Below are 15,178 nucleotides of genomic sequence, written 5' to 3'. Positions count from 1 at the left end.
CGGTCGTCCTTGAGCCGCCCCGGAACGAACTGGGCTTCCGCCGCGTGGCCCGTACCGCGCTCGACCCTTGCGCTCGCCCCTTGCGCTCGACCCTTGCACCCGCCCCGCGCCACGACCCGTTTCAGCCGGCGCGGCGGGCAGGACCTGTGACGGGGCGTGCTCCGCCCCGTCACAGGTGGGCTCACGCCGGCTCGACGGGCAGCCAGAGTTCGCAGGTGGCGGTGCTGAAGTCGGCTGCCCGGTCGAGGACGGCGACGATCGAGGGACCCGGCCGCAGACGCCACGGGTTGGCCGGGAACCACTCCGTCGCGGTGGCCGCCCAGGTCTGCTGAAGGGTCTCCGGGTAGGGGCCCGCCGTGCGGAAGACCGCCCACCGGCCGGTCGGCACCTCGATGGCGTCGAGGTCGTCGGGGACCGGGGTGGTCCCGGACACCGCGACCCCGTGCAGGTAGGTCAGCTCGGTGCCCTCGGCGGAGTCCGGGTCGAGGTCGTCGCAGACCTGGAGCAGGCCCGCGGGTTCGTTGTCGGACAACGCTTTGAGCCGGCCGTGCTCCTCCGGCGGCAACGCCGTGACGTGCCGTTGGATGTGCGGGTTGACGCCGTGGTGGATGAGCGGGACGCGGGCGGCGTGCCCGACGAGCCGGAACGCGGGGCGGTCGATGATGCGGGTGTCCATGGGGGTGCTCCCTTCGACGGTCAGGCGGAACCTGAGCTGCGGTTGTGCGCGAAGGGGGCCGCCGTCGCGGCGGACGTCGCCGGGGCCGGTGCCGTGCACCGCCCGGAACGCGCGGCCGAACGCCTCGGTCGAGCCGTAGCCGTACCGGACGGCGATGGTGAGCAGGTCGTCCTCGCCGCGCACGACGTCACCGGCGGCGACGGTCATGCGGCGTCGGCGCACGTACTCCGACAGCGGCATGCCCGCCAACGACGAGAACATCCGGCGCAGGTGGTACTCCGTCGTGCCCACCGCCGCCGCCAACCCGTCGACGTCGCTCACGTCCCCGAGGTGCTCCTCCACGAGGTCGACGAGCCGGTTGAGTGCCGAGATCATGCGGCCTCCCTTCGACGTCGATCCTGCGGGAAGGGACCCCGGTCGCACCCGACCACGGCGGTCCGATCCGATCAGTCGACCACACGCCGAAGCACCCTCGGGCCGGACAGGCTCCGGCGAGGGGTCAGAACTCCCGGGTGCGGTCCGGGTACACGCGATCGGGGTACGCCCGGTTCGGGTAGGCGCGGTACGCGCTGCGGGCCACGCCGTTGAGCATGAGGACGATCGAGACCCCGAGCACCAGGTTGATCAGGGCCGTCGCCAGGCCGGGGCCGACGAACCCGCCGATGCCCAACGGCAGGATCACGGCGATGGCGGTCAGCAGCAACCCGATCCAGGTGAAGAACTGGCGCGACCGGGGCGTGCTGACGATCAGCAGGGCGAGCAGGCCGGTCGCCAGCAGCGCCGCCAGCGCGGCACCCAGGGCATAGGCCACGGTGTTGGCGTTGCCCCACGCCCCTTCGCCCTCCGGCGCGAGCACGGCCACGCCCAGCAGGCCGCGGGCGATCAGGATGCCGACGACGGCGAGCAGGGCGGCGACGACCGCGGTGGCGAACCCACCCGCCCACAACCGACCAGCGCCACCCGACGTCTCCGGCTGCCCGTCCACCCGCACACCCCTCTCGGCCGATCTCCGGCGCTCGCCCGCCAGTGTCGCGCCACCGGCCGCACGACGCCCGTCGAGAAGAACCCGGCCGGTAACCGGAACGGGTGAACCCAGGCGACGGCACCGCCTGCTCCCCCGCTCCCAGAGCCTGCGGGTTGTGGTCGGTGGGTCCGCTCAGGCGGGGTCCGGCGGGGTGAAGGCGAACTCGGCGGCGTCGCACACCGGGCGGAAGCCGAGGCGTTGGTAGATCGAGTTCGACGTCGGGTTGGCCAGGTCGGTGTAGAGCACGACGTGCTCCGCGCCCGCCCCCAGCGCCCACCGGGCGCACGCTGACGTGACGGCTTCGGCGTAACCGTTGCGGCGGTGCTGTTCCGGGGTGAAGACGGGGCCGATCCGGGACATGCCGGAGGCCGGCCGTCCGGCGCACGCCCACGACACCGGTTCGCCGTCGTGCAGCCACAGGTGGTGGCCCGCGCCGAAGGACAGCGTGCCGCGCACGTACGTCCAGGCGTGTTCCTCGTCCGGGTCGTAGGGCGTGGACTCGTCCACGAACTCCAGGTACCAGCGGACCAGGAGTTCGGCGTCGGCCTCCGTCGCCGCGCGCGACGTGCCGGGGACGCCGGTCGGTTCGGCCAGCCCTTCCAGGCGGAACAGCCGCAGCGCCATCACCTCGCGCGCGTCGCACCCGGTGCGGGCCGTCCACGCCCGGACGAACGCCTCCGCCTCGGGCCGGGGACCGTTGACGCCGTCCAGTTCCGTCCCCGCCAACTCCTCGGCGACCACGTCCGCCCACCGCGCCGGCACACCGCTGAGCGTCAACGGCCACGGCGGCGTGCGGACCGCCGCCGCCACGACCTCGCCCTGCTCGGCCACCGTCAGCAGCAGCGGCGGCCGGTCGCTCGGGTCCGGGTGGGCGAGCCGCCGGTGCACGGCGGCGATCGGGACGGTGTGGAACACCGGGTCCCCGCCGAAGAAACCCTCGGTCGCGGCCCAGAAGTCCGCCAGGTCGTCGTGCCTCACCACATCAGCCACGATGGGCAAACTAACCCAGGAAGCCTTCGGCGGCACTCGGATATCCCGGGCGGGTCAGGAGGCGAAGATCGGGTAGTGGTCGGAGTAGTCGGTGTAGGAGTAGGTGGTGAACCACGAGGTGACCGTCCACACCGGACTCTTGACTCGGCGGGTTTCGTTGGTGAGCTTCGGCCCTTGGAGGGTCAGCACGTAGTCGAGGTGCTCGGAGGCGTACTCGGGCCCGTACTGGTCGCGGCAGATGCTGTTGTCGGCGCAGTCCCACGAGTGGCGGTGGCCGGTGAAGATCGGCGCGGCGGCCTTGAGGTCGGCCAGCATCGCCGGGTATTCGGCGCTCCCCTTGATCACGTTCAGGTCGCCGGCGACGTAGAGCGGCTCACCGGCCGGGATCCGCTCGGCCGCGACGAACGCGGTGATCTCGGCGCGCTGCGTGGCGCGGACGGAACCGGGCGAGGCGGTGCAGGTGGAGTCCTCGGCCTGCATGTGGGTGCCGATGACGTGCACCGGGCCGGTGGGCGCGTCGAGGCGGACGTAGGCGAATCCCTTGTTGGCCATGCCGTCGGCACCGCAGCCGTCCCGGTAGACGTGCTGCACGCGTCGGGTGATCGGCCACCGGCTGGCGATCGCGACGCCGCCGTCCTCGGCGGCCGTGTCGCTGTAGGAGCCCTTCGTGGCGTCCCAGCCGGACCGGGTCCGGCCGACGGTCGGCGTCCGGTGCGGGTAGTCGGCGGACAGGTTCGACAGCAGCCGGTCGCCCGCGGTGTTGTCGAACAGCTCTTGGAGCACGACCACGTCCTGGCCGGCCAGCACGCCCGTCCGGTGGATGAGGTCGGCCCGGGTCGCCTGGCCCCAGTTCGGGTAGAGCGCCCGGGACAGCATGAACACGTTGTACGAGGCGATGTTTGGCGCGGCCGGCGCGGCGGCGGCAGCGGTAGGCGTCCCGACCGCGACCAGGGCCGACAAGGCAACCAACGCGAGTATTTTTCGCATCTCCACGGTGTCGATCGTCCAAGCACCCCGCCGCCCGCACAAGACCCGCCGCCAACCCGTCAACCGAGGGGTTCCGACTGATCACCATCACATCACCAGATGTAACGGGTGCTACATTCGAGCCCGTGACACAGATTGATGCGGCGCGGTGGTTGGTGCTGGTGATCAAGCTGCCCGCAGAACCGTCACGGCACCGGGTGGCGGTGTGGCGGGAGTTGCGCAAGATCGGCGCGCTGTCGTTGGGGCAGGGCGTCTGGGCGGTGCCGGAGGTGCCGGTGTTCGCCGACGGCGTGCGGCGGGCCCTGGAGTTCACCGACAACGCCGGCGGCCAAGGCGTGACGCTCCAGGCGTCCGGCCGGTCCGAGCAGGACGCGGCGCGCTTCCAGGCGATGTTCACCGCCGCGCGCTCGGCGGACTGGGCGGAGTTCCTCGCCGACTGCGGCAAGTTCGAGCAGGAGATCGCCAAGGAGATCCGGATCGGCAAGTTCACCCTGGCCGAGCTGGAGGAAGAGGAGCAGAGCCTGGAGCGGCTGCGGCGCTGGCACCGGGACCTCACCGCGCGGGACGTGTTCGGCGCGCCCGAGGCGTCCGACGCCGGGACGCGGCTCAAGCGGTGCGTCGCGGTCTGCGAGGACTACGCCGAGCGCGTCTTCACCGCCCTGCACGCCGGCGACCCGTCGTGAACCCCGCCCCGAAACGCGCGATGTGGCCGTTGTACGCGGCCGGGTTCACCACCGCGTTCGGCGCGCACGGCATCGCGGCCAACCTCGGCGGGTTCTCGGCGGACGCCGTCACCTCGCTGCTGGTCCTGGGCGGGCTGCTCGCCCTCTACGACGGGGCGGAGGTGCTGCTCAAGCCCGTCTTCGGCACGCTGGCCGACCGGGTCGGCGGGAAACCGGTGCTGCTCGGCGGCCTGCTCGCGTTCGCCGCCGCGTCGGCGCTCTACGCGGTCGCGGACAGCCCCGGCTGGCTGTGGGCCGCCCGGCTCGGCCAGGGTGCCGCGGCCTCGGCGTTCTCCCCCGCCGCCTCGGCCCTGGTCGCCCGGCTGAACCCGGCGGCCAAGCGCGGACGCGCGTTCGGGAGCTACGGCTCCTACAAGTCCATCGGTTACACGCTCGGCCCGCTGTTGGGCGGTGTGCTGGTGTGGGCCGGTGGGTTGCGGCTGCTGTTCACGGTGATGGCCGTGTGCGCGGTGGCCGTCGCCTTGTGGGCGGCGCTCGCCGTGCCCGCCGTGCCGCCGCTGCCCCGCACCCGGCAGACCGTGGCCGACCTGGCTCGCCGGCTTTCCGACAAGTCCTTCCTCGGTCCGACCGCGGCGCTCGCCGGCGCGACCGCCGCGCTCTCCGTCGGGGTGGGCTTCCTGCCGGTGTCCGGGGCCGCCGCCGGGCTCGGCACCGTGGCGACCGGTGCCGCCGTGTCCGTCCTCGCCGCGACGGCCGCGCTCGTCCAGCCGAAGGCCGGCCGCGCGCTGGACGCGGGCCGGCTGAGCACCCGCGCCGGCCTGGTCGCCGGACTGCTCGTCACCGCCCTCGGACTGGCGGCGGCCGTGCTGCCCCGCCTGGTCGGGGTGGTGATGGCCGCGGCGCTGATCGGCATCGGCACGGGCTTGATCACGCCGGTCGGCTTCGCCGCCCTGGCGGCCTCGACGCCGGAGGAGCGGATGGGGCAGACCATGGGGTCGGCCGAGTTGGGGCGCGAACTCGGCGACGCCGGCGGCCCGCTGCTCGTCGCCGGGGTCGCCACCGTCTCGACGTTGGCGTTCGGCTACGGGGCGCTCGCCGTCGTGCTGGCGGTCGGCCCGGTGCTGGCCTTGACCAGGCGGGGCACCAGGCGGAGGTAGACGACCATGCCCAGCACCTCGACCAGGGTCTGGGTGACCACGACAGCCGCGGCGAGGTCCAGGTCGTCGGGCAGGGCGAGCGCCAACGGCAGGACGACCAGGGAGTTGCGGGTGGCCCCGGCGAACACGACGGCGCGGCCCGCCGGGGCGTCGAGCCGGAACAGGCGGGCCACGGCCGTGCCGGCGAACGCCATGACCACCAGGAAGACCACAAAGAACGGGACGGCAGGCAAAACGCCGCCGTCGCTGAGCACGGGCACCTGCGAGGCGACCACCACGAGCAGGGTGACGGCCATCAACGGCACCATCGTCGCGGTCGCCGCGGTGGAGAACCTCCGCCCGGCCGGCCGGCGCGCGGCCCACGCCTGCACGGCCCAGGCCAAGGCCAGCGGGACCACGATCAGGACCAGGAACGCCTCGACGAACGGCCCGACGTCGACCACGTCAGCCAATTCGGGCCCCATGAACAGGAACAGCCACACCGGCAACAGCACCATCTGCACCACGAGCAGCAGCGGGGTGGCGGCCAGCAGACGGCGGCTGCTGCCACCGGCCAGCCCGCAGAACACGATCACGTAGTCCACGCACGGGCACAACAGCACGAGCAGCACCCCGAGCCGCACGGCCCGATCCGCGGGCAGGAACGCGAACATCGCGGCGACCACGAGCGGCACCACCACGAAGTTGACCACCAGCACAGCGGACAGGAACCGACCGTCCCGCAACGACCCGGCCAACTCGGCCACCGGGACTTGAAGGAACGTGACGAACAACAACACGCCGAGCACCGGGTTGATCACGTGCTCCAGCCCCGCCACCGGCACCAGCCGGCCGACTCCCCCACCCACCGCCATCGCCACCAGGTACACCACGACCTGGTGCCGCTCCAACCACCCGACCAACCGCACCCCCGCCCGCTCCTCCCACCACCACCGGACGGCGGCACCGGCCCGATTCTCACAGCCCGCCCGCCATCCGGCCCGGCGGCCCAGGACGGCCACCGGTCGTCCCGAACAGGTCGGCGAGCAGTCCGGCGCCGCTCTCGGGCGCGGACCCCGTCCGCGAGGTCTTCGCGGCTCTCGACCCGGTCGACCACCTCACGCCACTGCCCGACGCGCTCGCTGAACGCGGCACCGCTGAGCGTGCACGCCACCGGAACCTGCCGCCAGGCGTCGGAAACGGGTTCAAGGGGGTTGATGACCGCGGCGGCGCGACGGGTGGGGTCGTCGTGCAGCCGCAGGCCGGCCCGCAAGCACCGGGCGGCGCGTCGCCGGACAGTGCCGCATGGACGTCGGCGACGCGGCGGTTTGCCCGCCCCACCCGGTCCGCGACCAGCGACCGCAGCCGGGCCCGCACCGGCGCGCACGCGCCATTCTCCCGAACGTCCAGCAGTTCGCGGATCTCCTCCAGCACCGGGCCGAGCAGTTTCGCCGAGGAGATGAACGCCAACCGCTCCACCGCGTCGTCGCCGTAGTGGCGGTAGCCGGCCGGATTGCGCGCGGCGGGCAGCAGGCCGGCGTCCTCGTAGAACCGCAACGTCGTGGCCGGGACGCCGGAGAGCTACGCCACCTGCGAGATCCGGTAGGTCGTCATGCCCCTGCGGTGAACCTTCGACCCGGCTCGAAGGTCAAGCCCAGTGGTCAACGCGCTGTCACCACCGAGCAGTTTCACGGCGTCGTTGTACGAGAACCCTCGGCGCATCTCGGCAGTGTGATCGCGTTCGCGCCGGGGCCGTTCGCAAAAATGCGCAAGTCAGAGAGGACTGTCGACGGTCACAGCAGGTGGAAGTTGCGGTAGTGGTCGTCGGTGTACCAGGCGTCGCCAGTTTCGTGGTTGACGACGATCCGGTGCGCGTCACGGCCCTTCCCGCACGGGCGCGAGTAGACGTCGAACTCCCGGTAGGTGCCCTTGTCCTCCTCCGGCAGCTGTTCGTCGCGGTTGCCGTAGGTGCCGCCGCCGGTGATGCACTCCCTGCCCGGCAGGGTGTTGGTGACCCGGCGCGGCGGCAGACCTTCACCGTCCCAGTAGGCGAACGCCGCACGGGCATCGGCGCAGGTCACCATGGTGCAGTGGTCGAACACCGCCGCCGACGCCGGGGCGGCGGACACCCCGGTCGTCACGGCGAAGGCCAGCGCCAGTGCGGACAGCACACGCCAACGGGTACGAGTGGACATCGGCTCGCCTTTCCAGAACGTCGACCTGGGCACCGACACCCCATCGTTCTGGCAACCGGCTGATCCGCTCCCGCAGCGGGGCTACTTCACTCCGCCAGGTGACGGTTCCAAGCGCACGTCATGGCGTGACGGGGCGCCCAGCTTGCGCAGGACGTTGGCGACATCTCCTCCACCGTCAGGCGCGAGCTGAACAGGGCTTGGGGCGGCACCCACAAGATCACCATCACAGCCACCCCCGTCCCCCACCGCCATCCCCGGCCACCCCCACCCAGCCGCCTATCCTGGGGAGGACCGTTCCGGCAGAGGGAGCAGACATGACCACGCCCCAGGGCGACGACCCGACCGTGGTGGACGCCGAAATCGTGCCGGACACCACGGCACCCACCACACCCACCACACCCACCTTCACCCCGGACTACACCGACGACGGCGTACCCAACTTCGACTACGTCCGCGACCGGATCGAGAAGCGGGTGCACACCGCGCCCGCCGAGGTCGAACTGGCCGGGCTGGGCGGCGGCGGACCCACCGCCGAGTCGCTCGACGCGCAGCGGGCCGAGCGCGACGAGGCCGCCCGCGCCAAGCTCGCCGAGATCCGCCGCTCCATGGGCGGTGGGTGACCCGGGAAATGCCTCGCGCCGGGGTGCGACACTAGGCCGGTGGACAGGGCGGACGTGGTGTCGGGAGTGGACTTCCTGCTCTCGCTGCTGGACCGGGACGACGCGGCGGTGGTACGCGGCCGGATCGGCGTCGAGGGACCCGGCACGCTGGACGGGCTGCTGGCCTCCTGGCAGGCCACCAACCTCCCGCTGCCCCGCGCGGTGCTGGCCTGGATGCTGGAGCGCGACGACCCCGCGACCAACTCGTTCGTCTACCACCGGCTCGCCGTCAACGACCCGGTGCGCACCGACATCGTGCTCGGCACGCCGTTCGGCCGGGCCACCGGTCCGCTGCCCGTTCGCCTGACGTGCACCGCCCCCTACTGCTCGCACACCGGACCGCCGCCACCGGACACCACGTTCGGGACGCTCGACGGGCTGCGCCGCGCGCGGACCATGAAGGCCGGGCGGCGCGCCGCGTACGCCGTGCGGCGGGCGGACTGGCCCGAGATCGCCGCCGCCGACCGGACCGAGCCCCTGCCCGGGTACGCGCGTTGGGCGCTGGCGCTGCGGCTGGACTGCCCGGACGCGGTCCGCGCGCAGTTCAGCACCCACCCCAAGCACGACACCCGGCTGCGGAAGGCGGGCCTGGTCGCCGGCCCGGCGGACTACCTGCGGCGGGACCGGCCGGCCCGGGACGTGCTGGGCGTGCTGTCCGTGGTGGACGACGGCACCCGCCCGTTCCCGGACCGGCTGCGCGAGGTGGCGCACGAGCTGGAACCGCTGGTGCGCGGGGAACTGGGGGCCGACCCCGAGGCGTGGTCGGTGCTGCTGCAACTGCTGCCGACGTTCACCGGGACCGTGCGGGAGCTGGTGCTCACCAGCGCGGCGGTGGCCGGCGCGTAGGTGACGGGCGGCTGGATTCGAACCAGCGTGCTCCAGGTTTTTGGAGAACCGGTGCGCCTGCCTCTGCGCTACGACCCGTCCTGGCGCAGGGTAGCCGCCGCACCGCACGAACCCAGGGGAGGGGCGATGAGCGGCACCCGGCACCGGCACGTCGTGGACCTGGCCGACCGGCGGGCGCTGGCGGCGTGGCGGCCCGCCGATCCGGCGGTGGTCGCCGAGGCGGGCCGGCTCAAGGACGCGGCGCTGCTGGACTTCGGCATGACCGAGTCCGCGGTGGCGTCCTGGCTGTACGCGAAGTGCCGGCACCAGGTCGCGAGCACGGCGGTCGACACGGCGGCCGTCGTGGCGTCCGGCGACGGCAGCGTCCTGCTGGTGTACAACCCGGACTTCTTCGTCGCCCTGGGGTTGACGGGCGTCAAGTTCGTGCTGTTCCACGAGGCCCGGCACCTGGTGCACCGGCACCTGTTCGTGGAGCCGGAACTGCGCGCGGACCCGGTGTTCACCATGGCGGCGGAGGTGGCGATCAACCACGTGGCGCTGGTCCGGCTGCGCCGCGAGTCGCTGCCGCTGCTGCACGGCGAGCCGGTGGGCGTCGACCCGGTGGCGGTGCACGAGCGGTACCGGGCGGACCTGGCCGGGCAGGGGCTGCCGGCGTTGGACTACGCCGAGTTCGTGGAAACCGACCTGGGCGTCTACACCGAGCTGAAGCGGATGAAGCAGCCGCCGGTGCCGGTCGCGCTGTGCGTGCACCTGGCCCGCGACGTGCCGGCCGACCAGGAGTCGGTCGACGCGGTGGTGTCCTCGGTGCTGCTCAACTCGCTGCTGGCGGCCCGGCGCGGGCACGGCGGCGCGGAGTCCGAACTGCTGGACCTGATGGGCCGCACCGACGGCACGTCCGAGCAGGCCACCCGGCGGTGGGGCCTGCTGGGCGCGGGGGCGTTGCGCGGCACGACCGCGAGCACCGGCGTAGTGGACTGGTGGCAGCGGTGGCTGCTCGACGTGCTGGCGTCACGGCTGCGTCCGGGCGAGCGGCTGGTGTACCCGCGCAAGCGGGGCGCGGTGCTGGCCGCGCTCGGGCACGACCCGATGCTCTCGCGACGGGGCCCGGAGCGGGAGAAGGTGCTGGTCATCGCGCTGGACACGTCCGGGTCGATCCCGTCGAGCGTGGTCGAGTGGATGACCGGGCTGGTCGGCCGGGTCGAGGGCGTGCGGGCGCACTGGCTGTCGTTCGACGGGGTGGTCATGCCGTTCCGGCCGGGTGAGCGGGTGCTCGGCGGCGGCGGGACCAGCTTCCAGAACGTCGTGGACTACGTGGAGGGCAGGCTGGAGGTGGCCGGCGAGGTGTTCGAGGAACAGGCGGACGCGGTCGTCGTGCTCACCGACGGCTACGCCCCACCCGTGACCCCGGCCGAGCCCGACAAGTGGATCTGGCTGATCACCGAGGGCGGCAACGACTGGCCCGACGCCCACCACCCCCCGATGGCCTGCCACCGCGTACGCCCCGTAACCAGAACGGCAACCCCATGACCCCCACCCCCACCACCACCCCCACCTCTCCCACCCAGCCCACCCAGCCCACCCATCCGACCGCTCGACCTCCCAAACCATGGCGGGCAAGCGCGACCTACCCCAAACCGCCACCACGCGGCGAGGGATCACCCCTGACCGAGTTCATCGACGCGATGATCGCGATCGGCCAGACCGGCCAGGTGTTCGGCTCGCACGGCATCGGCAAGACCGCCACGTTCTTCTCGCACATCGCCGAGTCCCACCCGGACACCGCGCTGGTGTTCGTGCCGGCCGCCAACCTCACCCCGGACGACCTGCTGATCAACGCCCCGGTGCGCGACGCCGGCACCGGGGAGCTGGTGCTGCGGCAGCTGGTGATGAGCGTGCTGACGCCGGGCAAACCGTTCGTGCTGCTGATCGACGACTCGTTGCAGGCGGGCGAGACCATCCAGTCGCAGTTGATGCAGATCGCGTGCAACTGGACGTTGGGCGAGCACGACCTGCGGGCGTTGGGCTGCGTCGGTGTGTTCCTCACCGACAACGAGTCGTTGGCCGAAACCTCGGCCCGACGCGGCGACCTGGCGATCCTGGACCGGATGGTCACCGTCCGGATCACCGCGAACGACACGGCGTGGCGGGTCAAGCTGGCCGCGAAGTACCGGGACTGGGACCTGTCGGGCGTGTTCGCGGTGTGGAACTCGCTGAGCCCGGCGCTGCGCGAGGCGTTGTCACCGCGCACGCTCGACCACGTGCTGGCCAACGCGCGCGAGGGCTTCCCGCTGCGCTGGGGCCTGCCGCTGGTCAACGGCGCGCGGCTGGCCCTGGTCGAGGAGCGCGGTGGCGGGCGGTCCGACGACCGCACGCTGGAGGTGCTGGACCGGATCGCCGGCGCGCTGGGCGTGCCGAACCCGGGATCGGTGCCCGACCCGGTGCGCAAGGTGCTGCGGGCGGCGCTGCGCAACCGGTGGAGCGTGCTCGTGCAGGGGCCGCCCGGCTGCGGCAAGACCGAGCTCGTGCGGCAGACGGTCCGCGACGAGCTGGGTCGCGAGCCGCTGTACTTCTCGTTGCCGGTGACCAACGTGGAGGACCTCTGCGCGCCGATCCCGACTTCGGACGGCACTCTGGAGAACCTGGTGGCCCGCCAGTTCACGGGCGACGAGCCGAAAGCGGTGGTGTGGGACGAGTACAACCGCCCCAAGGACCGGTCGACGTTCGCGAAGCTGATGGAGATCACCCAGGAGTGGTCGCTGGCGGGCCGGCGGATCGAGAACCTGCGCGCACAGGTCGCCATCCAGAACCCGCCGTACCACCTGGGCCGCAAACTCCTGGTGTCGCGCAACAACATCGCGCAGGCCACCCGCTTCACCGCGTCGATCGAGGTGGAGCCCGAGGACGTGCCGGCCAACGAGTGGCTGATCGCGAGGTACGGCCCCGTCGCCGAGACGGTGCTGGAGTGGTGGAAGCACGACATCGACGACGAGGGCCGTGCGTGGGTCACCAAGCGGACCATCGAACGCCTGGTGAAGCTCCACCTGCGCGGCCTGCCGCTGGAGCCCGCCCTGATCTACCTGGGCGACGGCGAGTACGCGCCGGTCCCGCTCACCGCGCTGGTGGACCGGCTGGCCAACCGCCCGGTCACCGGCCTGGCCGAACTCGCGGGCCAGGTCGACGCGTGGGAGGCCCGGCTGCGGCGGGCGCGGGCGGAATCGACGGAGGGCGGCGCGGACAGCGACGTCGTGCACCAGGTGCTGGCCAACGCGGAACTGTCCCAACTGCAACGGCACCAAGAGACCGTGGCCCGCCTGGTCGCCCTGCTCCCGCCCAAGCTGCGCGCGACCTACTTGGTGGGCGTCGCCGAGGACCGGCAACGATTCTGGATCGACACGTTCGCAGCCCTACGCAAACGGTGATCCACAAAACAAGACACTCACAACCCAACCGCACCCCCCACAATCCCCCTGCCGCGTCGTGTCATCCCCGTATGGCCCGCGCGCCAGCGAACCGCGCTTGGGCAGTGAGGGCAAGCACGCCCTTCGCTTGCCCTCACTGCCCAAGGGTGGGTGGGGTCAAGTGGTCATCGCGACGTGTGGGCGTTGACCAGGTCGTTGTAGACCTCGACGGGCTTGCGCCAGTCGAGGGTGTGGCGGGGTCGTCCGTTCAATTGCGCGGCGACCTTGTCGAGGTCGGCCTGGGTGTGGGTGGACAGGTCGGTGCCTTTGGGGAAATACTGGCGGAGCAGCCCGTTGGTGTTCTCGTTGCTGCCGCGTTGCCAGGGGCTGTGCGGGTCGCAGAAGTAGACCGGGATGCCGGTGCGGATGGTGAAGTAGGCGTGTCGGGCCATTTCCCGGCCCTGGTCCCAGGTGACACTCTTGCGCAGGAAGTCCGGAAGGGTCTCCATCTTCCGGGCCAGGAGCGTGGCCACCCGTTGGGCGTTGCGGTCGTACGGGATGCGGACCAGCATGACGAAGCGGGTGGTGCGTTCGACCAGGGTGGCGATCTGGGAGGCGTTGCCGCGTCCGATGATCAGGTCGCCTTCCCAGAAGCCCGGCACGGCCCGGTCGTCGGCCTCTTTCGGCCGGTCGCTGATGTGGACCATGTCCTTGATGTACTGGCGGGCGGTCGCGGGACGGCTGCGGTCGACCCGGTGCAGACGGCCCTGACGCAGGGCGAGCTTCAACTGGGTGCGCAGCTCGCCCCGGGCCTGGAGGTAGAGGCTCTGGTAGATCGTCTCGTGCGACACGCGCATCTCCGGATCGTCCGGGTGGTCCAGGCGCAGCCGCCGGCCGATCTGGCGAGGCGACCACTTCTCCCGCAGCCCGTCGTTCACCGCGTCGTGCAACCGGACCGACGACTCCAGTTTACGCAGCCTGGGCCGCCGACGATGGTCCGCCGCCCTGCACTGCGCCCGCACCGCCCGATAACCACGACGACCACCGTTGGCCGCGATCTCCCGCGCCACCGTCGAATGATGCCGCCCCAGAAGCATCCCGAGGACACGGGTCGAACAACGTGCGTTCCGACTCAACTCCCGGGAGATCAGCTCCCGCTCCTCGAACGACAACAACGGGCCACCGGCCATACGACAACCCCACTACTCGACGGGCGAGATCAAATCTGCTGTCGCCATGACCGTATGACACCGCCGTGGTTGTCTCCGACCGGGCCATACGGGGATGACACGACGCCCACCGCACCACCGCCGTCATCCTTGGCGGCTCGCCCGTCCGGCGAGGACTCTTTTCAAGCTTTCCCGAACTCATACACAACCAAGCTTCGCCGAACTCACCCACAACCAAGCTTCGCCGAACTCGCCCACAATCAAGCCTGGCGGTGGACGCTGCGGACCGCAGCGACGTCGTCCGGCACCGCCGGTGACAGCGGTATCGCGGAGCTGAACTGGCCCAGCCTGCGGTTAATGGTCGTCGCGATTCCCTTGCCCAGCACGAACCTGGTCGGGGACACCGCGCGGGTCGCGCCGTCGAGCAGGCGGTGGGCTTCACGGCTGCGCAGGCCGGTGTCGGTGAGCACCAGGTGGCGCATGCGGTGTGGACCGGCGGACAGGGCTTCGGCAATCGTAGCCGTGGCGGCTTCGTCCAGCCGGTTGTCGGGTGCGCCGAGCACGCGGGCCGCCCGTACCCGGCCCACATCGCACACCTCCACGCCCGCCGCCGTCGCGGCGACCACGAGCCGGGCCACGGCCTCAGGCCCAATACCGTTGCTCGCCAATGAGATGCGCCTCAACCGTCCACTGTGGACCAGCTCGTCGGACAGCGCGCCGGAAAGCGCTTCGGACAGCACGTCCGCGCCTTCATCACCCAAACTCGCAGCGGACACGTACAGCTCTTCGAGCACATCGGCGTGCAGCAACACGGCCAAGTGCTCCGCCCCGCGCGGCCCGAGCGGGTTGCCGCCGACGTAGAGCCGCTCCACCCGGCGGCCGGCGGCTGACGCGACCACCAGGGCGTCCACCAGCACAGCCAGGCCGGGCGCGTCCAGGCCGGTCTGCACGAGGTCGAGCGTGCGCAGGGAGCGGGCCGCCGCCACGATCCCGGCGGCGGCCTCCCCCGCGCCCGCGCCGAGCGGGTTGCGCTTGAGCCAGACTCCGGTCACCCGGCCGGCCTGTGGCGACATCCGCAGGCCGTCCGCGATGCGGCACGCGCCGCCCGCCGTGATCCCGTTGCACCCCAGGTAGAGCGTCTCCACCTGACGGTCGACGGCCCGCCCGACCGCTTCGGCCGCGCCGGCGTCGCCGAGCCCGTCGGTGCCCAGCAGCAGGTGCCGGACCATACCGGGCCGCAGCGCGTCGGCGACCAGGGCCGCGCCGGCCGGCCCGAGCGCCTGCTTGCACAGGTCGAGGCGGCCGTCGGGCAGCGCGGTGCCGGCCGGGAAGTCCAACCTCCGATCGGTCGTCTCTCCGGTACGCAACCACGTCAGCAGCGGCACCAACTCCGCCGGCTCCCCGCTTGGCACCAC

General features: G+C 72.1%; 14 protein-coding genes, 1 tRNA gene and 1 pseudogene. 6 read left to right on the top strand and 10 right to left on the bottom strand.

From position 1 onward, the window contains the following. Window positions 1-181: 181 nt before the first annotated feature. The 4 genes from BN6_RS13820 to sph form a co-directional block, all read right to left on the bottom strand. Window positions 182-1,051: an AraC family transcriptional regulator gene (locus BN6_RS13820; RefSeq protein WP_015100267.1), complete on the bottom strand. Its 870-nt coding sequence runs from the start codon at window positions 1,049-1,051 to the stop codon at window positions 182-184. A 124-nt stretch (window positions 1,052-1,175) separates the two neighbouring features. Then, complete coding sequence (locus tag BN6_RS13815; RefSeq protein WP_015100266.1) at window positions 1,176-1,661, bottom strand: DUF6069 family protein; 486 nt, start codon at window positions 1,659-1,661, stop codon at window positions 1,176-1,178. Window positions 1,662-1,832: 171 nt separating this feature from the next. Further along, the gene (locus tag BN6_RS13810) at window positions 1,833-2,690 is read right to left on the bottom strand and encodes a GNAT family N-acetyltransferase (RefSeq protein ID WP_148302858.1); all 858 of its coding nucleotides are present in this window, start codon (window positions 2,688-2,690) and stop codon (window positions 1,833-1,835) included. A gap of 54 nt (window positions 2,691-2,744) precedes the next feature. Then, the gene (sph, locus tag BN6_RS13805) at window positions 2,745-3,659 is read right to left on the bottom strand and encodes a sphingomyelin phosphodiesterase (RefSeq protein WP_197540266.1); all 915 of its coding nucleotides are present in this window, start codon (window positions 3,657-3,659) and stop codon (window positions 2,745-2,747) included. A gap of 143 nt (window positions 3,660-3,802) precedes the next feature. On the opposite strand from sph, the gene BN6_RS13800 reads away from it, so the two are divergent. Both BN6_RS13800 and BN6_RS13795 read left to right on the top strand, forming a co-directional pair. Next, window positions 3,803-4,360: a Chromate resistance protein ChrB gene (locus tag BN6_RS13800; RefSeq protein WP_015100263.1), complete on the top strand. Its 558-nt coding sequence runs from the start codon at window positions 3,803-3,805 to the stop codon at window positions 4,358-4,360. Beyond that, window positions 4,357-5,517: an MFS transporter gene (locus BN6_RS13795; protein WP_015100262.1), complete on the top strand. Its 1,161-nt coding sequence runs from the start codon at window positions 4,357-4,359 to the stop codon at window positions 5,515-5,517. Before BN6_RS13800 ends, BN6_RS13795 begins: the two co-directional genes overlap by 4 nt. Here BN6_RS13795 and BN6_RS13790 read toward each other — a convergent pair. From BN6_RS13790 to BN6_RS13780, 3 genes and pseudogenes are all read right to left on the bottom strand, one after another. Continuing rightward, the gene (locus tag BN6_RS13790; RefSeq protein WP_197540333.1) at window positions 5,442-6,371 is read right to left on the bottom strand and encodes a bile acid:sodium symporter; all 930 of its coding nucleotides are present in this window, start codon (window positions 6,369-6,371) and stop codon (window positions 5,442-5,444) included. The genes BN6_RS13795 and BN6_RS13790 overlap by 76 nt on opposite strands. 103 nt (window positions 6,372-6,474) lie before the next feature. Continuing rightward, window positions 6,475-7,065, bottom strand: a pseudogene (locus BN6_RS13785) (MerR family transcriptional regulator); the annotation flags it as partial. A gap of 224 nt (window positions 7,066-7,289) precedes the next feature. Next, complete coding sequence (locus BN6_RS13780; protein WP_041316704.1) at window positions 7,290-7,691, bottom strand: ribonuclease domain-containing protein; 402 nt, start codon at window positions 7,689-7,691, stop codon at window positions 7,290-7,292. Window positions 7,692-8,005: 314 nt separating this feature from the next. On the opposite strand from BN6_RS13780, the gene BN6_RS13775 reads away from it, so the two are divergent. Beyond that, a complete protein-coding gene (locus BN6_RS13775; RefSeq protein ID WP_015100258.1) occupies window positions 8,006-8,311 on the top strand; it encodes a hypothetical protein in 306 nt (101 codons plus the stop codon). Window positions 8,312-8,350: 39 nt separating this feature from the next. Further along, window positions 8,351-9,196, top strand: a complete 846-nt coding sequence (locus tag BN6_RS13770; RefSeq protein ID WP_041312740.1) for a hypothetical protein — start codon at window positions 8,351-8,353, stop codon at window positions 9,194-9,196. A gap of 1 nt (window position 9,197) precedes the next feature. Here BN6_RS13770 and BN6_RS13765 read toward each other — a convergent pair. Further along, window positions 9,198-9,276: transfer RNA gene (locus BN6_RS13765), tRNA-Trp, on the bottom strand. Between the two features lie 46 nt (window positions 9,277-9,322). Here BN6_RS13765 and BN6_RS49560 point away from each other — a divergent pair. Both BN6_RS49560 and BN6_RS13755 read left to right on the top strand, forming a co-directional pair. Next, complete coding sequence (locus tag BN6_RS49560; protein ID WP_015100256.1) at window positions 9,323-10,723, top strand: vWA domain-containing protein; 1,401 nt, start codon at window positions 9,323-9,325, stop codon at window positions 10,721-10,723. 155 nt (window positions 10,724-10,878) lie between these two features. Then, on the top strand, window positions 10,879-12,615 hold the full coding sequence (locus BN6_RS13755; RefSeq protein ID WP_231905395.1) for an ATP-binding protein: 1,737 nt from the start codon (window positions 10,879-10,881) through the stop codon (window positions 12,613-12,615). 164 nt (window positions 12,616-12,779) lie between these two features. Here BN6_RS13755 and BN6_RS13750 read toward each other — a convergent pair whose 3' ends face one another. Together BN6_RS13750 and BN6_RS13745 are read right to left on the bottom strand one after the other, a co-directional pair. Further along, window positions 12,780-13,784, bottom strand: coding sequence for an IS30 family transposase (locus BN6_RS13750; protein WP_015100254.1), 1,005 nt, complete (start codon window positions 13,782-13,784; stop codon window positions 12,780-12,782). A 239-nt stretch (window positions 13,785-14,023) separates the two neighbouring features. Then, window positions 14,024-15,178: a leucine-rich repeat domain-containing protein gene (locus BN6_RS13745; protein ID WP_015100253.1), complete on the bottom strand. Its 1,155-nt coding sequence runs from the start codon at window positions 15,176-15,178 to the stop codon at window positions 14,024-14,026.

The sequence above is a fragment of the Saccharothrix espanaensis DSM 44229 genome, assembly GCF_000328705.1.
Lineage (GTDB): Bacteria > Actinomycetota > Actinomycetes > Mycobacteriales > Pseudonocardiaceae > Actinosynnema > Actinosynnema espanaense.
Note: the sequence above shows the minus strand (reverse complement) of the source record. Positions and strands in the feature narration are given on the sequence as shown.